Origin of the sequence: Alkalihalobacillus bogoriensis ATCC BAA-922, assembly GCF_000621445.1 — a bacterium.
GTDB classification, from domain to species: Bacteria; Bacillota; Bacilli; order Bacillales; family Bacillaceae_F; genus Bacillus_AO; species Bacillus_AO bogoriense.
Window position 1 is genome coordinate 97243 of the sequence record NZ_JHYI01000015.1, and the last position, 24595, is coordinate 121837.

20 protein-coding genes are annotated in these 24595 nt (G+C 39.1%); all 20 read left to right on the plus strand.

All coding sequences use genetic code 11. From position 1 onward, the window contains the following. The first annotated feature begins 6 nt into the window (after positions 1 to 6). Positions 7 to 1881: an NADH-quinone oxidoreductase subunit L gene (gene nuoL / locus T323_RS0108060; RefSeq protein ID WP_026672820.1), complete on the plus strand. Its 1875-nt coding sequence runs from the start codon at positions 7 to 9 to the stop codon at positions 1879 to 1881. Beyond that, entirely contained in the window at positions 1878 to 3389 is a 1512-nt protein-coding gene (locus T323_RS0108065; protein ID WP_026672821.1) for a complex I subunit 4 family protein, read from the plus strand. The genes nuoL and T323_RS0108065 overlap by 4 nt, the downstream gene beginning before the upstream one ends. A 4-nt stretch (positions 3390 to 3393) precedes the next feature. Then, entirely contained in the window at positions 3394 to 4893 is a 1500-nt protein-coding gene (gene nuoN, locus T323_RS0108070; protein WP_026672822.1) for an NADH-quinone oxidoreductase subunit NuoN, read from the plus strand. Between the two features lie 340 nt (positions 4894 to 5233). Further along, complete coding sequence (locus tag T323_RS0108075) at positions 5234 to 5467, plus strand: DUF1146 family protein (RefSeq protein ID WP_026672823.1); 234 nt, start codon at positions 5234 to 5236, stop codon at positions 5465 to 5467. 102 nt (positions 5468 to 5569) lie between these two features. Then, entirely contained in the window at positions 5570 to 6316 is a 747-nt protein-coding gene (locus T323_RS27885) for a YwmB family TATA-box binding protein (RefSeq protein ID WP_051556441.1), read from the plus strand. Positions 6317 to 6358: 42 nt separating this feature from the next. Then, on the plus strand, positions 6359 to 7684 hold the full coding sequence (murA, locus tag T323_RS0108085; protein WP_026672824.1) for a UDP-N-acetylglucosamine 1-carboxyvinyltransferase: 1326 nt from the start codon (positions 6359 to 6361) through the stop codon (positions 7682 to 7684). Between the two features lie 194 nt (positions 7685 to 7878). After that, entirely contained in the window at positions 7879 to 8901 is a 1023-nt protein-coding gene (gene spoIID / locus T323_RS0108090; protein WP_026672825.1) for a stage II sporulation protein D, read from the plus strand. Between the two features lie 626 nt (positions 8902 to 9527). Then, positions 9528 to 9695 (plus strand): hypothetical protein, encoded by a 168-nt coding sequence (locus T323_RS0108095; protein ID WP_218971035.1) that lies wholly within the window; start codon positions 9528 to 9530, stop codon positions 9693 to 9695. A gap of 635 nt (positions 9696 to 10330) precedes the next feature. Further along, positions 10331 to 11146, plus strand: a complete 816-nt coding sequence (gene spoIIQ, locus T323_RS0108105) for a stage II sporulation protein SpoIIQ (RefSeq protein WP_026672827.1) — start codon at positions 10331 to 10333, stop codon at positions 11144 to 11146. A gap of 150 nt (positions 11147 to 11296) precedes the next feature. Continuing rightward, the gene (locus T323_RS0108110; protein WP_026672828.1) at positions 11297 to 12418 is read left to right on the plus strand and encodes a sensor histidine kinase; all 1122 of its coding nucleotides are present in this window, start codon (positions 11297 to 11299) and stop codon (positions 12416 to 12418) included. Position 12419: 1 nt separating this feature from the next. After that, on the plus strand, positions 12420 to 13052 hold the full coding sequence (locus T323_RS0108115; protein WP_026672829.1) for a response regulator: 633 nt from the start codon (positions 12420 to 12422) through the stop codon (positions 13050 to 13052). Positions 13053 to 13183: 131 nt separating this feature from the next. After that, positions 13184 to 14116: an ABC transporter ATP-binding protein gene (locus tag T323_RS0108120; protein WP_026672830.1), complete on the plus strand. Its 933-nt coding sequence runs from the start codon at positions 13184 to 13186 to the stop codon at positions 14114 to 14116. A 12-nt stretch (positions 14117 to 14128) separates the two neighbouring features. Next, complete coding sequence (locus T323_RS0108125; protein ID WP_026672831.1) at positions 14129 to 15271, plus strand: ABC transporter permease; 1143 nt, start codon at positions 14129 to 14131, stop codon at positions 15269 to 15271. After that, positions 15268 to 16344 carry an ABC transporter permease gene (locus tag T323_RS0108130; RefSeq protein ID WP_026672832.1) on the plus strand — a complete coding sequence of 359 codons (1077 nt, stop codon included), beginning with the start codon at positions 15268 to 15270 and terminating at the stop codon, positions 16342 to 16344. Before T323_RS0108125 ends, T323_RS0108130 begins: the two co-directional genes overlap by 4 nt. Before the next feature lie 443 nt (positions 16345 to 16787). After that, positions 16788 to 16964, plus strand: coding sequence for a hypothetical protein (locus T323_RS29145; protein WP_169737882.1), 177 nt, complete (start codon positions 16788 to 16790; stop codon positions 16962 to 16964). Positions 16965 to 17257: 293 nt separating this feature from the next. Next, positions 17258 to 17560 carry a DUF4212 domain-containing protein gene (locus T323_RS0108140; RefSeq protein ID WP_026672834.1) on the plus strand — a complete coding sequence of 101 codons (303 nt, stop codon included), beginning with the start codon at positions 17258 to 17260 and terminating at the stop codon, positions 17558 to 17560. Between the two features lie 62 nt (positions 17561 to 17622). Beyond that, a complete protein-coding gene (locus tag T323_RS0108145) occupies positions 17623 to 19287 on the plus strand; it encodes a sodium:solute symporter family protein (RefSeq protein ID WP_026672835.1) in 1665 nt (554 codons plus the stop codon). After that, positions 19268 to 21181, plus strand: coding sequence for a DUF294 nucleotidyltransferase-like domain-containing protein (locus T323_RS0108150; protein ID WP_026672836.1), 1914 nt, complete (start codon positions 19268 to 19270; stop codon positions 21179 to 21181). The genes T323_RS0108145 and T323_RS0108150 overlap by 20 nt, the downstream gene beginning before the upstream one ends. A gap of 75 nt (positions 21182 to 21256) precedes the next feature. Continuing rightward, positions 21257 to 21913 carry a 3'-5' exonuclease gene (locus tag T323_RS0108155; RefSeq protein WP_026672837.1) on the plus strand — a complete coding sequence of 219 codons (657 nt, stop codon included), beginning with the start codon at positions 21257 to 21259 and terminating at the stop codon, positions 21911 to 21913. Positions 21914 to 22429: 516 nt separating this feature from the next. After that, positions 22430 to 24397, plus strand: coding sequence for a glycoside hydrolase family 18 protein (locus tag T323_RS29285; protein WP_051556443.1), 1968 nt, complete (start codon positions 22430 to 22432; stop codon positions 24395 to 24397). Positions 24398 to 24595 lie beyond the last annotated feature (198 nt).

The following is a 24595-nucleotide window of genomic DNA, read 5'->3' on the forward strand; positions in this document are numbered from 1 at the left end:
ATTACGATGATGGAAAATGCATGGATCATACCGCTCTTTCCCCTATTATCTTTTCTTATTCTTGTTTTATTTGGACGTAAGTTAAAGGAAAAGGGCGCTTATGTAGGAATGGTGTTATCGTTTGTTGCTCTCGTTATAGCAACAATTGTATTAGTTGAACGATTCACAGGTGAAGATGTATTATTACAATTTACATGGCTTACGATTGGAACTCATTCGATTACAATGGGAATGGAAATCAATCAGCTGAATGCGTTAATGTTATTTATTGTGACGCTCGTTAGCTTTTTAGTACATATGTATTCAAAAGGATACTTAACAGCGGCTGATCAAGTTCGTTTGCCAGTCTTTTATTCGTATTTAGGGCTGTTCACATTTTCAATGCTTGGACTTGTGATGTCTCCTAATTTACTTCAACTTTATATTTTTTGGGAATTGGTTGGGGTATGTTCATTTTTACTTGTTGGATTTTATTATTTCAAAACAGAAGCACGAGCGGCAGCGAAAAAGGCGTTTATTGTCACTCGTATCGGTGATATCGGTTTGTTTATTGGGATCATTCTTATTTTCTGGAATGTCGGTAGCTTTGAATTAAGGACAATCTTTGAAGCAGTTCAAGCAAATGGCCTGTCAGAAGGAATGCTTACGCTTGTGGCCATTTTGATTTTTGTCGGTGCGATTGGTAAATCTGGACAATTTCCATTGCATACATGGTTACCAGATGCGATGGAAGGACCAACGCCAGTATCTGCCCTCATTCACGCAGCAACGATGGTAGCCGCAGGTGTGTATTTAGTGGCAACAATGTTTCCACTCTTTTCCGCATCACCAGTTGCAATGACAACCGTTGCAGCGGTTGGTGGGTTTACTGCGATTTTTGCAGCAACGATCGGGTTAGCACAAAAAGACATTAAACGAGTGCTTGCTTATTCTACTGTCAGCCAATTAGGTTATATGATGCTCGCGTTAGGTTCGGCTGGGTATGTAGCGGGTGTCTTTCATTTAATGACACATGCGTTTTTTAAGGCCTTACTCTTTTTAGCAGCTGGTAGTGTTATTCATGCCGTTCATACACAAAACATTTATGAAATGGGTGGCCTTTATAAAAAAATGAAAACAACCGCTGTCGTGTTTTTAATTGGTTGCTTAGCGATTGCAGGGTTTCCGTTATTTTCAGGTTTCTTTAGTAAAGAAGAAATTTTACTAACGACCTTTACAGACGGGAGATATGGATTATTCGCTATCGCATTAATAACGGCCTTACTAACAGCAATTTACATGTTCCGCTTGTTTTTCCTTGTTTTTATTGGAAAACCACAACAAGACCATTCGAAAGTCCATGAATCACCAGCGATTATGACGATTCCGATGATTGTTCTTGCTGTATTAGCAGTAGTATCAGGATTTGTGCATACGCACTGGTTTGGAACTTTTTTAGGGGATTGGTTAAGTGATAGTCCATGGGCAAGAGGACATGTTTATGTGCATGATCCAGGTTGGATTATGCCAGTAGCAGTAGTTGTTTCTCTTTCTGGTATTTTTATTGCGTGGCTCTTATATGGAAAGAAATCAATTTCTCGCGAGTCTGTCATTTCGACAAACAGTGGGCTTTATCAAATGGTTGCCAATAAGTTTTATTTTGATGAATTTTACAAAGCAACCTTTGTCCGAGGAACGGTTGTGATTGGTTATCTTTTCCATTATATTGAGAAATATATTATTGAAGTCATAATTAAAGCAGTTGTAGGTGTGACAGAAGCAATGGGAAGTGTTCATGCTCGATTACAAAATGGTCAAGTTCAAATGTATGGAACAGTTGCCTTTATGGGCCTTGTTATTTTACTAGTTGTCTTGACAGTGACAGGGGGGTACTTTAGATGACAGATTCTTACTTCTTATCCCTGCTCATTTTTTCACCTCTCGTTGGGATTTTAATTCTGGCTTTGATTCCAAAAGGAAATCACCATCTCATTAAATGGATTGGTTTTTTCACAACATTACTTCCGCTTACGCTCGCGGTCATGTTGTATACCCAATTTGATAAAGCAAGTAGTGCTCTTCAATTTGAAGAGGTAAGACAATGGATTAACTTCGGGAATCCTGCACTTGAATCACGCGGGGTTAATCTTGCTGTGAATTACGATTTAGGTGTGACAGGTTTTGGAATGGTTTTAATTTTACTAACAGCCATTGTAGCTACTTTAGCGGCATTAGCGTCCGTCATTCAAATTAAAGAAGGATGGAAAGCTTATTTCATTTTATTTCTTTTCCTTGAAATTGGTATGCTTGGTGTTTTTGCGGCACAAAACTTATTGCTGTTCTTCGTCTTTTTTGAAGTGACATTAATACCGATGTATTTTCTTATTGGTCGATGGGGTTATATCGACAGAGAAAAAGCAGCTAATATGTTTTTGATATACAACGGATTAGGATCAGCTGTTATGATTATTGCGTTTGCTGTTCTTTTTGCGTTAACACAAACGTTACGAATTGATGAAGTAACGGCTGTCTTACAGTTATATGGCCCTGAAGCAGATCAGTTACGGTGGGGATTATTAATTGCCTTGCTCGTTGCTTTTGGAGTAAAATTACCAATTTTTCCTTTGCACAGCTGGATGTTACGTGTACACGTTCAAGCACCTCCAGCGATTGTTATGATTCACTCAGGAATCTTATTGAAAATCGGTGCTTACGGATTGATTCAGTTTGGGCTAGGCTTTTTCCCAGAACAAGTATCACAAATGGCTGTTGTGCTAGCCATCCTCGGTGTTGTTAACTTGTTGTATGGTGCGTACTTAGCCATTATCCAAACCGATGTGAAAATGGTGTTAGCCTATTCTAGTATTTCACATATGGGAATTGTGTTGATTGGGGTTGCCGCATTAAACGAAGCGGGATTACAAGGAGCGATTTTCCAAGTAGTATCACACGGTTTAATTTCAGCATTGTTGTTCTTTATTATTGGAATTTATTATGACCGCACACGTACATCTTCATTAGAAAAGCTTGGTGGGATGGCACGTTCGATGCCATATGCATCAGGATTTTTCTTAGCAGGGGCAATGGCATCTCTAGGACTTCCTGGAATGTCTGGATTTATTAGTGAGTTTCTAGCGTTCTTAGGTTTATTTGAAGTTATGCCAATTATTGCGGCAGTGGGAACGTTAGGAATTATCTTAACGGCTGTATATTTATTACGAGCGACACTGAATGTAACATTTGGACCTACACCAGATAAATGGAAAGAAGTAGCGGATCTTCGTTCGTTAGAGTGGATTCCTTTACTTGTTCTTTTAGCATTAATCATTGTTATCGGGGTATACCCAGCGGTGTTAGCTGAACCATTGCAAGGTGTTATTCAACTTATTCTTACAGGGGTAGGGGGGTAAAGAGATGGATTTAGAAACGTTACTAAGTTACCCGTGGCAAATCATGGCGCCAGAGTTCACTATCCTTATCGTTGCAACTCTCTTGTCACTCCTTGATTTGTTTTTAAAGGATAAAGTCGACCGCCGCTATTTAGCATGGTTCGGACTTGCCGGGATTATAATTGCTCTGTTCTTTTTAATTAACCAGTTGGGCGAACCCGTGCAAATGATTTTATATGACACATATCGGTTAGATTCATTTTCCATTGCGTTTAAATTAATTATGTTAGTCGGTGCTGCCTTTGTCATGATTATGGCGGTCGATTATGGTAAGAATGAAATTGCTTATCGCGGAGAGTTTTTCTACCTCTTTTTAACAGCTTTACTTGGTGGTATGATTATGGCTTCAAGTGCCGATATGATTACGTTGTTTGTCGGATTAGAATTATTATCTCTTTCATCCTATATTTTGGCAGGATTAAAGAAACATAATGTTCAATCCAATGAATCCGCCTTTAAATATGTTGTAAACGGTGGAATTGCCACCGCGATTACATTGTTTGGTATGAGTTATGTATACGGGTTAACGGGTTATACGAATTTATTTGATATTGCCGAGGCAATGTCTTCACCGGTTGTGTTAGAAAATCAATTTTTAGCGTTCTTTGCCTTTTTCTTAGTGTTTGTTGGCTTAGTGTTTAAAATTGCAGGGGTACCGTTTCATATGTGGGCTCCTGATGTATATCAAGGAGCACCGACACCAGTAAGTGCATTTTTAAGTGTCGTCTCAAAAACAGCTGGATTTGCGATTATTTTACGATTTATGATCGTTGTTTTTATCGCAGCTCCTGGACTTGACCCGAGATATTCTCTTTTATTCGATGCCCAATATTATATTGTCTGGATTGCCGCATTGACAATGATTGTCGGAAATGTGATGGCGTTAAGGCAATATAATGTAAAGAGGATGTTTGCTTATTCAAGTATTGCACAAGCTGGGTATTTATTAGTGCCGTTAGCAACGTTTAACGTCATTATGTTTGAAAATATTTGGTTTTACCTAGTTGCGTACTTATTTATGAATTTAGGGGCATTTGCTGTCTTACAGCTTGTTACAACCCAAGCTAAATCAGAGCAAATCAGCAGTTTTGCTGGGCTAGGAAAACGTTCACCAATAACCGCATTATTCATGGGATTATTCCTTCTTTCTTTAGCTGGAATTCCAGTAACTGCTGGGTTTATAGGTAAGTATTACATTTTCCTTGGTGCTGTTGTGCAACAATATTACTGGTTAGTTGCGATTATGATTGCGACATCCGTTGTTTCATACTTTTATTATTTCCGCATTATGGGACAAATGTATTTCCGACCTGTTCAACAGAAAGAACCATTTAAAGTTCCTATTGGAATGTATATTGTTATAATTCTTGCTGGAGTAGGGACATTAGGGTTAGGTTTGTTCCCGAACCTGGCATTAGAGTTTTTTGCTACACATTTTAATATAAGTGAAATTTTACAACGATAACGAAAAAACGGAGCCATATTCGGCTTCGTTTTTTATTTTGTCAAAAACTTAGGTCATTTGACCGATACACATTATAGAAAGAACGTGTAACATAAGAATAGTTTGAAAACAAAACTACGGTTTCATAATAAGAAAATATTGGGATATTGCTTTTGTCCCGGTTTCTTTTGTCATTTCATAGAATAATTTCCGAGGAAATGTAGATTTTTACATGAGATTCGGGTAATATGAAAGATGGATTGCTTTATGCATTTATGGGAAATAGGTCTCTTCTCTTGGAAAAGGATGATCCCTTATATTTACTAAAGGAATCAGTATTGATGTAAAAGGAGTTTTTATTGTGGTAGACAGCTTTGGGCAACAGGCTTTATTACATATTGTTGTGAATTTGTTTTTTTTAGCAACGACGTGGTGGGCCTTACAATCATTTAAGTTTGATTTGTTTGTAAAAGACCCTAACGGTGCTAAAGCAAAAACGCTCATGATTTTACTTTCAATTGCGATCTCTCATCTTGTGAGCAGCTTTTTTCTTGAATATTTAAGCTGGTCGACAATGCTTCGCCATTTATTTTAAGCATTTGTCGATTGTTGACTACAACTTCCATGTATGCAAAGTCCCTCTCTGGAAAAAATGTTACTAATAACGTCGTTATGTTACGGAGAGGGGCATATAAATATGAAGTACGGATTGTTAATTTTTACACTTGTCATATTATTAACGACAACAGTGTATGCAAACGGGGAAGCTGAAGTCGCATTACAAATAGAAGAGATAACCACAGTAATGCAATCAAATGAAATTGAAGTATCAAACTGGAAACTGTATGTAAGAGGAGAACATGGTCTCGTTTCTGGTCTTCAAGATTACACCGATAAAGTGGAATCATTGATGAACAAAGAGTCGGAATTCGATTGGAACTTTCCAACAAATATAGAAAAAGAAGAGCATTGGAAAGTGACAGGAAAAAAGCAACATCCTCAAACTACAATGGTTGAACAAGTTACCGTTCTCGCTTATCCGTCTGGTGGGCAATACAACATGTACATCATTTATGAAGTCCAAGGAGAACAATGGACTACCTCGTTATGGGACAGTTTCGCATCGTCTTTTGAATCACGTACACAAGTTTTATTTTCACAAAAACCAGAAATCTTCTCAACAGTTCAAGGATTCATTGATTATTCCGATAATCTACATGAATCCGCTCAAAGGCTTTTATCTGATTTATCTGCAGAAAAAATTGAACAAATAAAAGAGGAAACGTTTGTATCGGTCTCTGCATATAATGAAAATTGGGCAGACCACATCGTAACAAACAACCAAAAAATGAACGTACAGGTTGCTCTACGAAATAGCCCAAATGGATTGGGCGCAAAAACAAGAGTGACAATTGGCACGCCTATAATAACGACTGAATATTAATATAAAAGAGACGCTTAATTTCTAGACGCGGAGGGGAATACGTTGGAAAAAATTATAGTCCAAGGCGGCAGGCAACTCAAAGGCTCCGTCAAGGTTGAAGGAGCAAAAAATGCTGTACTGCCTGTCATAGCTGCATCGATTCTTGCAAGTCGTGGCACTAGCACCATATATGATGTGCCGTCTCTGGCTGATGTATACACGGTGAAGGAAGTTTTACGAAATCTAAACATTGACGTTGAGTATGAAAATGGTCAGTTTAAAGTGAATGCGGAAAAACCACTCAAAACAGAAGCACCATTTGAGTATGTAAGAAAAATGCGAGCGTCTTTTTTAGTAATGGGTCCACTACTAGCAAGAGTGGGTCATGCACGAATTGCTTTACCAGGTGGTTGTGCTATTGGGTCTCGCCCGATCGATCAACATCTTAAAGGTTTTGAAGCGATGGGAGCGGAAGTGACTATCGGTAATGGATTTATCGAAGCAAGTATCGAAGGCCAACTCCAAGGAGCAAAGATTTACCTTGACTTCCCTAGTGTAGGGGCAACAGAAAATATTATGATGGCTGCTGTTATGGCAAAAGGTACAACAATTATTGAAAATGTGGCAGAAGAACCTGAAATTGTCTGCTTAGCGAATTATTTAAATGCAATGGGTGCAAAAGTTCGCGGTGCAGGAACAGGTACAATTCGAATTGATGGAGTCAATGAGTTACACGGCGCTGAGCATACAGTAATCCCTGATCGAATAGAAGCAGGAACATTTATGGTAGCTGCTGCTATTACAAAAGGCAATGTATTAGTAGAAGGAGCAATGTCAGAACATTTACGCCCATTAATTGCAAAGATGGAGGAAATGGGTGTTACGATTATAGAAGAACCTACAGGGATTCGTGTCATCGGTCCAGAAGAACTAAAGCCGGTTGACATTAAAACAATGCCACACCCAGGGTTTCCAACTGATATGCAAGCACAAATGATGACCTTACTTCTTCATGCCAATGGCACGAGTGTCATTACAGAAACGGTATTTGAAAACCGCTTTATGCATGTAGAGGAATTCCGCCGGATGAACGGCAATATTAAGATTGAAGGTCGATCTGCTATTATTAGCGGGCCATCACGTTTGCAAGGTGCTGAAGTTTCAGCAACTGATCTACGTGCAGGAGCTGCTCTTGTGTTAGCCGGTCTTGTCGCTGATGGCGTTACCCGCGTCGTTGAATTAAAGCATATTGACCGTGGTTATGTTGATTTACCAGAAAAGTTACAACAACTAGGGGCAAACGTAGAACGCATTGACGAAGTTGTTAAAGAAGAGCTTGAAAATTTAGATGCTCCAGCTCCATTAAAAATGAACACCAATTTAGTATAGACAACAAAGTCTGGCACATTCCTTGTGTCAGACTTTTTCTTTATTACTTCATGTATATTTTACTTAAGAGACGTTATACCTTTTACAATTTTACATTTTCATTACAAAAAACGTTAAAAGAAATCGTTCTATTTTATGACAAGCCCACATAAAATATGTAAGAACATTAAAAAATGGGAAGATGGGGGTTTGGCATGAAACGACTCTTAGTTATTGGCTTAATACTAGCGACCGTAGTTTTAATTCTACCCACAATGCTTGTTCTCTTTTTAACAAACAACACAGAAACAACCCAACCCACTCATCAAGCGGTGGCGGAAGTGTCCACCGAATCAGTGCCGACAAATAATATTAGTGTAGCCGTGTTTCGAAGTAAACAAGATACCATTGAGGAAATTGGGCTTGAAGATTATGTTGTCGGAGTTGTAGCGTCCGAAATGGGTCCGAATTTTGAACTTGAAGCATTAAAGGCACAAGCCATTGCCGCAAGGACGTATATCGTACGACATATGTTAAATCCGAATGGTAAGGACGATCGTAAATTACCTGACGGAGCGACTGTTAATGATACGGAAATGTACCAAGTGTATCACAGTCCAGAAGAGCTCAAAGCAAAATGGTCTGATTATGAAGCGAATATGAATAAAATTCGACAAGCGGTATATGCTACACAAGGAGAAGTATTAACTTTTGAAGGTGAACCAATTGAAGCGTTGTTTTTTTCAACGAGTAATGGCTTTACCGAAAACTCAGAAGATTATTGGACTGGGGAAATTCCTTATTTGCGTAGTGTAGAAAGTCCGTGGGATAAAGAGTCTCCTCGATATGAAGGTCAAACGCAAATGACTGTGGCTGAGCTAGAAACAAAACTTGGGGTTACGCTTCCAGCTGGTGATGAAATCGGTGAAATTGTATCAAGAACAAAAGGGAATCGAGTCTCAAAAGTCATTATCAATAATAAAGAATTTACTGGCCGTGATATTCGTGAATTATTAGGTTTAGACTCAAGTGATTTTCAATGGCATCGAAATGGGAATACGATTACGTTTGTGACAAGAGGTTGGGGCCATGGCGTCGGTATGAGCCAATATGGAGCAGAAGGTATGGCCAAAGAAGGAAAAACATATAAAGACATTATCGAGCATTATTACAATGGTGTCTCATTAACAACCGTCGAGCCATTTGTTGGGGCATTAATGGCTCATAGTGGTGAATAAAAGGAATCGAAGTCAGTTCTTCTTTATTGAGGAGAACTGGCTTTTTGTTTGGGCGATTATTGTAAAGAAAACAAGGTTATTTCAAATAAAATTTTGGTATAGCAGTGAAGCTTTGAAAGCCTATTGTAGAACGAAAAGACGCTTCCACGTTTTTCTTAAAAGATAAGAAAGTATAAAAATTTAGTATAGCAATGAAGCATTGAAAGCTTATTCAAGAAGAGCGAAGGCTGCGCACCTGCGCGTTTCACCCCAAGAAGAGCACTTGGGGTTCACTGTCAAAAGCGGGCAGGGCCCCGCACTTCGCTTGAAAAGAAAATATAAAAATTTTGCTATAACAATGAAGCTTTGAGAGCTTATTCTTTCAAGCTTTTTATATTTATTACGAAACGAACACGTCAAACTTCGTTAAATGCAAATATAGCCGTTGTTATTAATACAGTGGTGAAGGACAAAATAAGGAGAAAGTGTCCTTCATAAAGGCGATGAAGGACAAAATGAGGAGAAAACGAAGCAAAAGTGTCCTTCATACAAATGAGATGGGTTACCTGGAGAGAAGTGTCCAATAGAAGGCTTCTATCAGCTATGTTTGTTTAGTGTGTCATGAAAAGGAAAAGATACCTTTTGATGTGGTAAGAGATTTTGATTTAATGGATGGTGGCGATCCGATGACACCACCAATGTTTTCCTGTGAAACTTGTGGAGGAGAAATGGATCCTGAGTATTATAAAGGGGTACATGGAGTAGAGTACAGTACAGGCTTTCAGATTTGCAGGAAACAAAAAAGGACTGAGTGAGGTGGGTTTCCTCACTCAGTTTTTCTTTAAAATATTCGACTTGTATATAACATTGCTCTAATACATTCTTAGAATGAATTAGGGATTTGGAGTAATACTATGAGACAAGCAAGAAAAGACCCAAGTGAATCATTCAACACTTGGGTCGGGTTTATCGAGTTAGCGATGTTGTTGTTTATCGTAAGTAAGCGGCCATGAAAACCGTTATCTGTGAACATGGCTAGCGTTTTGGAACGTTGGTGGACACAGGAGCAGTTAATGATAATCTATCGCTAGGAATAGAGTGGCTTTTGAGTGAATAAGCGCTCCTGTGGCCGCTAAAAAACGGAAACCCGTATCATGTTCACAAATAACGGCTGCTCTGACCGCAAAAATGAGACAAATGAGGAAGAATAAAAATTTTGGGCTAGCAGCGAAGCTTTGAAAGCTTATTAAAGAAGAGCAGAGGGTGCGCTCAAAAGCGGGCAGGGCTCTGCACATCGATTGAAATGAAAAGACGCTCCCACGTTTTTCTTTATTTTTTTAGAAAATGTATATTTTCATACACTTTGTCGAAAAATAAATCTAAAAAAATTTTTAAGGTAATGTATAGAATCTCTTAGATTTGATCAGAATGGTTGACGAGGTGATGAGAAATGAGAGAAGAAGAAAAAAATCAATCTTCTAATCAATCAAGAGAAACGCAGTCATTTAATGTACAACGTTTTTTACGTAAAAGATGGATTGTACCTGCAGTCTATTTAGGAGCCGCAGCGGTTGTTTTAAGCGTATTTTTCATGTTACAAGGTGGAAACGATACAGCACTGCCGTCGGATGACTTTAATGAGCAAGGTCAACCAAGTCCAGGAATGACTGACTTTGAAGATGCAGTACCAGTTGTAGGAACAAGTGAAACGATGACAATGCCAATTGCTGAAGGAGAAGAAGTTGAAATTATTGGTAACTTCTTTGACTATGATGCTAGTCCAGAAGAACAACAAGCCGCTCTCGTATATTACGATAATACTTACCGTCCAAACACAGGAATTGATTTAGCGAAAGAAAACGGTGAATCATTTGATGTAACTGCTGCTCTTAGCGGAACAGTTATTAAAGCGGAAAAAGATGAGCTATTAGGTTATGTTGTTGAGATTCAACATGAAGAAGGTGTAGTGACACACTATCAAAGTCTAGACTCCATTAAAGTAGAAGAAGGACAATCCATTAGCCAAGGGGAGATTCTTGGACAAGCGGGTCGCAGTTTATATAACAGTGATGCTGGGATTCATGTTCACTTCGAAGTTCGTCATAACGGGCAAGCTGTCAACCCGGTAGACTACATGGACAAAACAGTAGATTCTATTATTGGTGACATGCCTGAAGAGGACGAGCCAAAAGAAGAAGAACCAAAAGAAGATAAGCCAAAAGACGATGAAAAAGAAGAAGACGGCAGCGAAGTCGAAGAAAGATAACGGGAAAGGGTGTCTGACACCGCGAAAAGACACTTGTCCACCCGAAAAACACAAAGAAATAACAGTTTTAGGTAATTCTAAAACTGTTATTTCTTTTTTTCTATGATATGATTTAACTAACTATACTTAAAGGTTAGGAAGAAGAGAGACGTGAATCATAGACTTTGGTTTCATCTCGTCATTAGTTTTGGCATTACCATTATAGCGATTAGCAGTTGGGGAGAAGGAAATCCACTCCTTTTATTTGCCTGTACAGGCTTATTTTTATGTTCAGTGCTTCTCCCTCTTATTAAAAGTGAACGAGGGAAAGTTGGTTTGGAATTGGGGCATGTTAGTTTTCTTGTTTACGTCACATGGACTATATCCAATATCCTAGTGGTCTTTATTTATATCACAATGAAACTTTTTTATTTGTCCTATGACAGCGGGTATAATAGAAAAACGCTAGTCATTCCCGTTATAATACAATCCATTCTCATAATTGCAACGGTTACGGCCGTTCATACGTATATAGAAGCTAGTTATATCGCAATCTTATATCTTGTTTTTCTCCTTCAATGGTATTTGCAGCAAAGGTGGAAGCAAGAAGCAAAAGAAAAAGAAGCGATGTACCGAGGTGTTTTGCGAGAATACAAACAACAGAAATATAAAGTCGACGGGCTTACGATTCAAATTAAAGAAGAGGAACGTCAACGGATAGCAAGAAACCTTCATGATTCTTTAGGGCACTCCTTAGCGGCATTAGTGATGCAGCTAGAAGGAGCGCTTATTCAATATGACAAACCAGAAGGGAAAACAGCAGTGGAGCAGGCAAAAAATCTTGCCCGGGAAACATTATCAACAACAAGACAATCCGTTCACAAACTATACGATGAGCCTGTAAGTGGAGTACCAGCTGTCATTCAATTATTAAAGCGCTATGAACTAGAGCAGCAGTTTCATATCGAAATGACAGTGAAACCGGGTGTTCATAAGCTCCAATTAAACCGAGAGCAAGCCGTCGTCTTTTATCGTACTGTCCAAGAGGCGTTAACAAATGTAATGAAACATGCAAAAGAGAAAAAGGTGACAATCCATTTAACCATTGAAGAAAACAAGTGGCTTGTCATTGAAATCCAGAACGAGCGGGTGATGTCAAATCCAATCCATGAAGGTTTTGGTTTAACGACAATGAGACAAAGAGTTGAACAATGTGGAGGTTATCTTGCCCTGATGACACAAGGAGAAACTTTCATTCTTCAATGTAAATTACCAATTCAAGGAGGGGAGTAACATGACAACGATTTTGCTTGTGGAAGACCAACTTCTTGTACGGCAAGGGTTAAAAATGATGCTAGAGCATTACGGGCAAATGAAAGTCATCGGCGATGTGAGCAATGGACAAGAAGCAATTGCCTTCTTGCAAAAGGAACAAGTCGACTTAGTGCTAATGGATATAAGAATGCCTGTGATGAATGGTCTTGACGCAGCGAAAGAAATGCTAACGTTATGGCCGACAATAAAAATCGTCATGCTCACAACGTTTGATGATGATGACTATATCATTGATGCCTTACAGTTAGGGGTAAAAGGCTATTTATTAAAAGATACCGAGCCTGAGCAAATGATTCAATCGATTCGAACATGTTTAAATGGTGGAGTATTACTTGGAGAAGGCATTGCCAATCGAATTTTACCAAAATTGCAAAAAAAGCAAACCGTTCCCCCTGTCATTGCTTCATTAACGGACCGTGAATTAGCCATTGTCCAACTCGTTGCCGAAGGAAAAAACAACGAAGAAATTTCTAAAATCCTTCATTTATCTATAGGCACAGTGAAAAACCATATGAGTCATATTTTACAAAAGTTAGATTTGCGAGACCGAACCCAACTGGCCGTATTTGCGATAAAACATGATCTTGTGTAACCGATGCCATGAGACTTGAAAAAAAGTGACTTAAGTCATTTTATCGAGCTATAAACGATGACGAACGCTACATTTGCGTTCGTTTTTTCTATGCTACGATGAAAGTATGTTAGAAGATGAGGTGAGAAAACATGATAGAAGCGGTGACACTGACGAAACAATTTAAAGGGAAAACGGTCGTGGACTCGATTCAGTTATCCATTGAAAAAGGGGAAGTCGTTGGTTTACTTGGACCAAATGGAGCAGGGAAATCAACAACGATTTCGATGTTATCGACGTTATTAACGCCGACTCGTGGTCAAGTATTACTAGACGGAATAGATGTGCAAGAAGATTTGTTTGCTTTTCGGAAAACACTCGGTGTTGTACCACAAGAACTAGCATTATATGAAGAAATAAGTGGCTTAGAAAACCTCCTTTTCTTCGCAAAACTTCATAACCTTCCAGCCAATCAACGTAAAGAAAAAACAAAAGAGGTGTTAAAGGCAATTGGATTAGACGGAAGAGAAAACGATGTCGTCCGACACTATTCAGGCGGCATGAAACGAAGGTTAAATATCGGAATTGCCCTTTTGCATGACCCTAATTATATATACATGGATGAACCAACAGTAGGGATTGACCCACAATCTAGAAAATATATTCTTGATTTTATTAAATCGTATTGCCAAACAAACGAAGTAGGCTTGCTTTATACGAGTCACTACATGGATGAAGTCGAATATTTATGTGACCGAATTTACATTATGGACCATGGAAAGCTCATTGCCTCAGGAACAAAACAAGAATTAACCGCAATCCTTGCATCGGAAGAAACAGTGGAAATGACTGTTGAAGAAGCGAGTCCATCGTTTTATGAGGCACTTCAAGCTGATACCCGTTTATCAAAAGTGACGCAAACAGGAAAAACTTATGTGTGTTTAATGGAAAAAGACGCCATATCGCTTAGTGAATTGTTTGAACTTGCTTCTAAATTAAAAACAAAAATACGTAGCGTTGATGTGAAAAAGCCAACATTAGAAGATGTATTTTTATATTTAACCGGAAAAACGTTACGAGATTAAGAGGGGCTGAAAATGAAAACAATATTTTTCATGAAGGTAAAAGGAATGCTCACAGACCACCGGACATTAATATTGTCGCTAGCGATGCCACTCGTATTAATTACAATCTTAGGATTATCTCTTCAAGGTGCATTTTCAAAAGATGAAAAGGGGTTCACTGCTTCTTTAGCGATTGCAAGTGATGAAGAAGCCGTAATCACACCGATTCTTTCCATGGTTGAAGAAGAAATTGATTGGCTAGAAATAAAACTTATAGAGGAAGCTACTATATCCAACACGTTAGATCATAACGATGCCGATGCAGTCCTTTTAATAAAAAATAACGAGTATGAACTGATTTATAACCCAAGAGCATCGATTGCAAAAACCGCCATTGAAAGTGTCATCCATTCGTTTCTTCAACAGTTCAACTATTATCAAGCGATATACACAAATCTACCAGAGTATAATCAAGAAACAATTGAAAAGATAGAAGCTTTCACACAACAAAGTGAAAAACAAGTCGAGGTAACGGTTCAATCACTAGAAGAAAACTATGAACCGATCTCTTCGTTTAAGTATTATACGATTGGAATGTGTGTCATGTTTGCTTTATTTCAAGCAGCGACAATTGCTTTTATTGCTCAAGAGGAAGTAAAACAAGGCGTCATCCAACGCATTCTACTTTCTGGGATCACACCAACAAAAATCGTACTTGCTAACGGATTTGCACTCGCTGTGTATACAGCTTTCCAATTTGCCTTTCTCATGGTGTTTGCTGCGTTTATCTTTCGAGTGGATTGGGTCGCGCCCTTCACAACATTTGCGATTTTTACTGCTCTTGCTTTTGCGGTTGGAGGACTAGGTGCATTGCTATATGCCATCACCGTAAAATATGAAACACAAGGATTTGCTACTTTTTTTATGAGTGGTGGGGTGACATTGTTAGCTTTAATCGGAGGAAGTTTTTCGCCAACATCCAATTTTCCAGATGGGTTACAAATCATAGGACAATATTTATTAAACGGAGCGGCGATGCATGGTTTACTTTTAGTAGAACAAGGGTTTTCCCAAGTTGATCTTATTTCAACATTCGCCACACTACTATTCACAGCGTTTATTTTTACTAGTGCCGGTATTATGGTCCTCAAGCAAAAGGAGGGACTTGGCCGTTGAAATCGATACTATGGTTATCCTTTATTAAACTCAAACGAAATAGTGCCCCATATTTATTAATGATTGGTTTAACGCTTATGTTTTCGTTTGTTATCGGGCTACAAACCCAATCATCAACAAAAGAAGTAGCGGTAGTAGGAGAGGAGGATAAAGTCCAACCTTTAATCGAACAACTTAGTGACCAATCTGATTTCTCCTTTTATATTGAAAAAGAGGATGAGGCACAAGCAGCCTTAAAAAAAGGCAGAATCGGAGAATACATTGTTGTGTCAGATGACGTTACGATTATTACATTATCAGAAGAAGCTGAACTTCAAGCGCTCATTCCGGTTGTGACGAATGCCGCATACCAGCTAAAAGTAAAACAGCAATTTAATGAGTTATCCAACGATATTATTGGGGGGCCACTACACGAATTGGAATTTGAACAAATTCAATTAACGACAACTCCACATAATATAGAGTCTAGTATTGACTTTCGTTATCAGGCGTTATTTGGCTCTTGCTTGTTTTTTATCATGTATACACTTGGATATACGGTAAAAGAATTTTTACGGATGAAGCGGGAGCGAATTTGGGACCGATTTGTATTTTCACCTTTGTCCAAAACAAAAGTATACGGAGGCTTTTTAACATTCTCGGTAATCATTGGCCTTATCCACATGGCGATCGTGTTAGTCGTTGCTCAAACGATATTTGGACTCGACTTTTCCAAAACATGGCTTGCGATTGGGATAACGATGTTGTTATATATCATCGTTAGTGTTGGTTGGCTCTTATTATTGGTCGCCTTCGTACGAACAGATACACAGTTTGATTTATTCGTCTCTTTGCTTGCTGTTAGTATGGCGATGTTAGGAGGAGCCTATTGGCCACTTGAAATTGTCACATCGGATTTATTATTAACAATATCAAATGCCGTACCGTTAACACATGCACTGGAAAGCATAAAGGCAGTAACGATGTATGAACAATCTCTTCAAGAAATTGTTCCGTCACTGGCACTTTTAACGTTTATTGGTGCCGTCATTATTACATTTGGAATTCAGTTTGTCGATAAACGGATGAAGTAGCGGGTTGTCTGTCACTGGGATTGCGCGCTCTAGTGCGCAATGCTATCGGACATCAATTCCGTTATTGTATGGAAAATGCCCCTTTTACGAATTGTAACGGACATCTGTTTCGCTATTTTATCAATATCATGATGAAACTAGAGTTGGTTCGTGTAAGTAACGGAATAGATGTCCGATAGATTATGGAAAGAGCAAGAATAGACGAGAATAGCGGAATATATGTCCAAACGCTACTCTCTCATTTTCCGCACAAACAAAGTTTCCACGCTTTCTCACTTCAATTTGTAGCTTTATGTAGAAAAATAATGGTTGCATTGTTAGAAAATTTGGAATAATATGTACTATATCAAATATACATAAAACATGCCTGTATAGAAACAGATAAACGAAAAACTACCATCTTTTTTGGTAGCGGTTACATTTTGCTAGGGAGGTTGTTCTAGGTGGTCTATGTATTTTTACTCATAACGATAGCGAGCATAATTTTTGCCTTTAAACGAAAAAAACCTTTGCTGCTCTCACTCCCGTTTGTTGCGATTTTTGTGTATATGATCGTTCAAATTATATTAGTGCCAATGCCATTTTTTGATACGGTTAAATTTATATTTAGTTTGAGGTGAACATGAAGGAACAACTGAATTCAACTCACTGCCCATGTGGTAGTTCAGATGTGTTACAAATGAATCACTGGCAATATTTTTTACATTATCTACATTACCTGTCATCGTAGCTATCCTCATTAGTTTTATTTTTGAACCGATATTATTCATCATGATCCTACCCATTCTATTATTTAACTTCCTAGTAGCGAAACGAAAAACACCAATGAGAGTATGTCGTACATGCAAGAAAGTCTCATAATAACAAGTTGTTTGTAAGCGATTACAGTATAACTTGTAAAGGAGGTGAAAGCATGAAAAAAATTGATAAATCAGTAGCAGATGCTTATTTTAAAGCGAGAAATACAATTATTGTGATTTGCTTGCTTATTGGGGGATTAGCATCATTTGGTGTTGTCTTTTTTGCAGAATCGTTACAACACATTCAATTTATGGGGATGCCATTCCACTACTATATGGCGGCCCAAGGCGCAGTTGTTACCTTCGTCGTTATGTTGTTTGTCAATGCCATTGTTAGCGATAGAATAGACAGAAAATTCGGTATAAATGAAGAAGAAAACGTTCGCTTAAGTGCTGGAAAAACAGTAGACCATTAATGATGTTAGCAAAAAAAGTAGCCTATTCTTAGTAGAGAGTAGTAGGACGAGGAGGAACCAATTTGGATTCACAATCAATTGTATCAGTATTAATGATTATGGCGACATTTGGATTGTACATTGGAATTTCCGTTTATAACCGAGCAAAAGCAACATCTGACTTTTATGTAGCAAGCCGGGGCGTCCCTCCAGTATGGAACGGGATGGCCATCGGTGGTGACTGGATGAGTGCTGCATCCTTTATTGGGATGGCTGGAACAGTCATGATTTTAGGATATGACGGTTTAGCTTATATAATGGGCTGGACTGGCGGGTACTTATTTTTAACTTTCTTATTGGCACCACAATTAAGAAAATATGGTCGATATACGGTACCCGAATTTATAGGAGACCGATTTGATTCCAATCCGGCCAGGCTGATAGCGGCGATTGCGACCATCATTATTAGTTTCGTTTATATCATCGGCCAGCTTTCTGGTTCTGGTGTTGTTATCGGACGTATCTTAAACATCGATGCCATGTATGGAACGATGATTGGGGTCGTCGTTATTGCAATATATGCGACACTTGGGGGAATGAAAGGGATTACGTGGACACAAGTTGCGCAATATATCATTTTAATAATTGCATATATTATTCCGATTGTGTTTATGTCGCTACAAATTACGAATAATCCATTACCATGGTTAACGTATGGAAACATTGTTAGTCAATTAGGAGACCTTGACCGTGAACTTGGTTTAAGTGAGTATTTCGCTCCATTTGCGAATAGTGAAAAATCACAATTTATCGCGCTCCTATTTACCCTCATGGTAGGGACAGCTGCACTTCCACACGTTATTGTTCGCTTTTACACGGTAGCAACGATGAAAGCGGCACGTTGGAGTGGAGCATGGGCGCTTCTTTTTATCGCATTATTATACTTATCGGCTCCTGCGTATGCAGCGTTTTCTCGTTTTATTTTAATGACACAAGTCGCTGGGCAACCAATCGATTCACTACCAGCTTGGACACAAAGCTGGGTCGATACAGGCCGACTGCAAATTGCAGATACAAACGGAGACGGAATATTAGAATGGTCTGAAATTATGATCAGTAATGATATCGTCGTGATGGCAACACCAGAAATTGCAAACTTAGGAATGTTTGTTATTGGGTTAGTGGCAGCAGGTGCGATGGCGGCAGCCTTATCAACAGCAGGGGGACTTTTAATTACAATTTCCTCATCGTTTGCTCATGATATTTATTACCGCTTAATGAACCCACAAGCGACAGACAAACGCCGTTTAGCAGCTGGACGAATTGCGATCGTCTTAGCGACAGTTGTCGCCGGTATTGTTGCGCTTGATCCACCAGGTGTAATTACACAAATTGTTGCTTGGGCATTTGCGCTTGCAGGTGGAACTTTCTTCCCTGTTTTATTGCTAGGGGTTTGGTGGAAACGATGTAATGCACCAGGTGCCATTGCCGGGATGTTATCTGGGTTAATTGTGACATTAACGTATATATTCCTTGCCCAAAGCGGAACATTTATGATTGCTGGCATTCAAGATACTGGGGCAGGATTAATCGGGGTTCCGGTAAACTTACTTGTCACGTATGTTGTCTCGAAAATAACAGCAGCGCCATCACAAAAAATTCAAGATGAAGTTACAGACCTTCGCTATCCAGAACAAATGACATATCGCGATGGTGAGGTATGGATGGATGAGTCTGTCGGAAAATAACCACCTTGAACAAATTCATAAGCACCCCCTCTTTTTGGGGGTGCCCATTCGTCAGTTTGAGCAACTGCTTGAACAATGTACATTAAAGGAATATGAAAAATCAGAAAAAGTCCTTTATTCGAAAACACCACGCGAAGGGCTTTTACTGCTGTTAACCGGAATGGCTGAAGTCTATATTCATAATGACGATAGCTTTCATGATAAAGAAGTCCTTGAAGTCCTTGAAGCGGGAGACATGATTGGTTTTTCCAGCTTAGCTGATTTTTTAGGAGAAACAAAACATAGCTCGTCTTCTTATACTGTTGAAGTAATGGCAGTGTCCAATTGTCACTGCTTGCAAATTCCATATTCGGTCATCGAAGAACGCTGGCATGATGAAGCAGTACGAGATTTTATTCTCCGGCAGCTAGCTGTTCGCTTGCAGGATGTATATGGTTCGTTAGCAGAACAAGTGAAGCTTGCTAGTCAGTGGGGTGAAAGCGAACCGTTTGTTAGACGAATGGCTGATGTGATGAATGAGCCTGTTGTGTCTGTGTATACGACAGCAACGATAAAAGAAGTCGTTGATAAAATGGCAACAAACCAAACGAGTTCAGTCGTTGTTTTAAACGAACAAAACGAGCTTGTAGGCATTATGACAGAAAAAGATGTTGTGACTCGCATTGTTGGTGAAGGTCATCCAAACACGATGGTTGTTGAAAACGTAATGACAGAAAAGCCGTATACGATTTCTTATGATGCGTATTATTATGAGGCGATGTCGAGTTTTTTAATGAACGGAATTAAACATTTGCCGGTAATCGAAAATAATCATGTCGTTGGTATGGTGACGATGGCCGATTTATTACGGAAAAAGAATCGCGGTACGATGGAAATTTTACAAACGATCGAAGAAGCATCGTTTAATACATTACCAGAAGTCAAGCTCGCGATTTATGAAGTGCTAGGGCATTTAATTCAAGACCGCATCCCAACAACACACTCATTAGAAATCATTACAAAACTGTATGATCGCCTTGTTTCACATTGTGTGGAACTCGCCGTCCAGTCTATGTATGAAAAAGGAGGTGGCAAGCCGCCTGCCCCGTTTTGCTTTATGCAAATGGGGAGCGGGGGAAGAGGAGAACAATTTTTACTGACAGACCAAGACCATTTTCTTGTCTATGGGGAAGGCGAAGGAGCCGAAGTGTACTTTGATGAACTTAGTCAAGAAATTGTCCGTCACCTAAAACAAGCAGGATATTCGCATTGTCCTGGAAAGATGATGGCAAATGAAAAGAGCTGGCGTGGAACCGTTACAGAATGGAAAGAAAAGATTAGAAGGTGGGGCATTCGTTCAACAAATGAAAATATTTTGCTCGCACAAAACTTTTTATCATTCCGGTTTGTTCATGGTGACCGTCTTCTTTATGATGACTTTGAACAAATTGTCAAAGCAGAACTATGTCATTCTCGTATCTTTTTTTACCGAATGGCTGAACAAGAACGGGACCAACCCGTTCCGACTCTCGATCACCCGATCCGAGCGTTATTTCGCGTGAAACGAACGACGCTAGATGTAAAAAAACAAGCGTTGTTTCCATTTCACCATTCCTTACAACTGCTAGCAGCTCAACATCATATCGTTGGAAGTTTTCCGAAGCAAAAAATCGAAGCCTTGCATCATAAAGGCGTCCTTACTCCCTCTTTTGTTGAGGAGCTTTTGTATGCGTATGAAACGATACTGAGGATTCGAGTAGAGCAAGGATGGGCAAAACAAAAACGAAATGAAAACCAAACAAGTGTTATCCACTTTACTCATCTTCGCTCGCGAGATAAAGAGCAATTGATGGCAGCATTAAAAACAATTCGGTCTCTCCAACAGCAGGCGTTACGAGAATTTGGAATGACATAATTGAGATGTTGTGTCGAAAAGAACGGGTCATATAAAAAAGGGGTGACACAAGCTCAAGTAAAGGAGGAACGCATGATGTTTTGGAAAAAGAAACAACTCCATTACACACTCGACCACCAACCTCCACTAAATACAAAGTTAAAAAACATGTCATTTACAATTTTTGATACAGAAACAACCGGCTTTGCTGTCGGAGCAAAAGACCGCTTATTGGAGATTGGGGCTGTCCATGTTAGAGGATTACAAGTAACAGATATGACGTTTCATTCTTATGTAAATCCAGAGCGAGAAATTCCAAAAGAGATTAAAAGTTTAACAGGAATTTCCGAAGAAAAAGTAAAAGAAGCACCGAAAGCGATTGAAGCAGTCGAGCAGTTTTTTCAATTTATCGAAGCATCTGAAAGTGCAGGGTGGGTCGGACATTATGTTAGTTTTGACGTTCTTGTTTTAAAGAAAGAGCTACAAAGAGAAAAGTATACGTTTGAACAGCCACTGTTTATCGACACCCTGGACCTTATCGGCTATTTAAATCCGTCATGGGACATGCGAGATTTATCGCACTATGCCCGTACGTTTGGAACAAATATGTATGAACGCCATAGCGCGATAGGCGATGCACTCACAACGGCATATTTGTTTGTGGAAATGCTTCGACTTCTTGAGGAACGGGGAAAGACAACACTCGCTGATTTACTGCATATTACAGATAATCCGAGTAAAGCACTCCTTTAATGATGAGGGGTGTTTTTTTCTGTCCGAACGGGGTGAACCGAACTACGGTGTTAGTTAACGGACATGTGTTCCGCTGTTTGCAGGTAAATAGGTGTTTTTGAGAAGCTCTCGGACATCTATTCTGTTATTTTAACCAAACAAGGTGAGTTGACTGCTCATTTGGACCATTAGCGGAACAGATGTCCGATAAGAACTTGAAAATGCCTGTTTTCATTGAAATAGCGGAAAGAATGTCCGATACGATGTCTCCTTAAGCAGTCAAGTTTCATTCATTTAGATGAACACACGACTATACCAGTAAAGAAATAGTGAAAACCTATACAAAATAGTACTTTAGGGGCGGTTGTTTCAACTATAAATCTATTATAAACTGGTATAGTCATCTAGTTAAATATTCCGAATGTTTATAATTGTTTTCTTGAACAAACATCTAAGACGCTCTTTCCAATAAGGATGTTTTCCAGTTTGGGTACTTCTGTACTCGAAATAACACATGTATAAAGAGGAGGAACGAAGATGATGAGACATGCGGTTGTCGATCGGAAATGGGTTATGATTCTAGTAAGCTTGTTACTCGTATTTTCATTATTTATCCCATTGATGTCGACGCAACAAGTGAAAGCAAAAGCCGGGGACTATAAAAAAATCGTGGGCTACTATACGTCATGGTCTGCATACGAAAGGCAGTATTTTCCGGCAGACATTGATGCAAGCAAAGTCACCCATATCAATTACGCTTTTGCTGATATTTGCTGGAATGGAGAAAGGGGAAACCCTGATACATGGGCAGGGACAAGCCCTTGTCAAGGTCCTGGAGAAGAAGTGATTGATGTCCCAAATGGAACGATTGTATTAGGAGACCCGTGGATTGATACAGACAGTCAATATGGAGGCTATGAAGAAGGTCAACCTTTTGCAGGGAATTTATACGAGCTTGTAAAACTAAAAGAAAAACATCCTCATTTGAAAACATTAATTTCAGTTGGAGGATGGTCATGGTCGAATCGTTTCTCAGACGTAGCGATGACAGCAGAAACACGCGAAACATTTGCACAATCGGCCGTTGATTTTATCCGAACTTATCAGATGGATGGCGTTGACATTGACTGGGAATATCCAGTAAGTGGGGGAATGCCGGGAAATAGCCGCTCCCCTCTTGATAAGCAAAACCATACGCTTCTGTTGCAAGCGGTACGAGATGCGCTTGATAAAGCAGGAGAAGAAGATGGGAAACAATATTTATTAACGATTGCCTCAAGTGCGAGTCCAACATATCTTGAAAACAATGAAATGGAAAAAATAGCGGAAATCCTAGATTTTATTAATATTATGACATATGACTTTAATGGAGGCTGGCAAGCGATTAGTGGTCATAATGCACCGTTGTATTTTGACGAAGCTGCAAAAGAAGCGGGAGTTCCTAGTGCTGAAGTATTTCATGTTGCAGCCGCAGTGCAAGGGCACTTAAACCACGGTGTTCCCCCAGAAAAACTCGTCATGGGTGTTCCTTTTTACGGCCGAGCTTGGGGTGGGTGTGCTTATGAGGAAATCGTCGAAAATCCAAGTCCAAATACAATAGAACAACCAGAAGTCACTTCAACAGAATCTAGCGAGGAGACCGAGACTGACGAACGAGAAAATATAAATGAAGATGAAGGAACGGTAGATGAAGAACAACAAGAAGAAACAGAATCGATGAAAGAAGAAGAGACAGAAGTAGAAAACGAAGAAATAATAGAAACAGATGAAATTGAAGAAGTAGAAGCAGAATCCAAAGAAACTGAAAGATTGCGTGAAACAGAAGAAGAAATTGTAGAAGACATGGAAGAAACGGCTGAAGAAGAGCAAGAGATAGAAAGAACACCGATTTATGGTCAATATGCAAACTGTACAGGACCAGCACCACCTGGAACGTGGGAGCCTGGTGTGTACGATTTCCAAGACCTTGAAAGCAACTATATTAATCAAAATGGCTATACCCGTTATTGGAATGATGTTGCAAAAGTTCCGTTCTTATTTAACGAAGAAACAGGTACCTTCATCTCTTATGATGATGCGGAGTCAATGGCTCATAAAGTCGTTCATATTCAAGACTTACAATTAGGGGGAGCAATGTTTTGGGAATTCTACGGTGATAAAAATGGAACATTACTCAATGTGTTATTTGAAGGATTAAATTTCGGGCAAACGCCACCAGCACCTGTGACACCAACACCACCGACAGAAGAAGATGAAGATGAGGATGATAGTGAAAAAGAACCAACCGTACCAACGCTTCCAGTTGAGGATGGAGAAGAAAAAGATGAAGGTACTGTCCCACCAGTAAAAGAGAAGAAAGAAAAAGAGAAAAAAGAAGAGAAGGAAGTAGGCAAGAAGCTTCCGAAAACAGCAACGAATTTTTATACGTATCTCTTGGTTGGGAGTATGTTAGTAATCTTGGGTAGTATCATATATATCTACAGAAGAAAAGTAATAAAAGAATAGAAGGAAGGATCCCTCTTGCTGTGGCAGGAGGGATTTTCCCGTTAAATATGAAAAAGTATGTTAAAGATTCAAACTATTTTACTATTTTCTATTGAAACTATTTTAGTTACAAAGTATCATATATAGAAGAAATATCATAAAGAAAAAACTGAACAAACAGAAAGGAGGGTGTGAAAAGAACTGGTTTTACATAAAAAG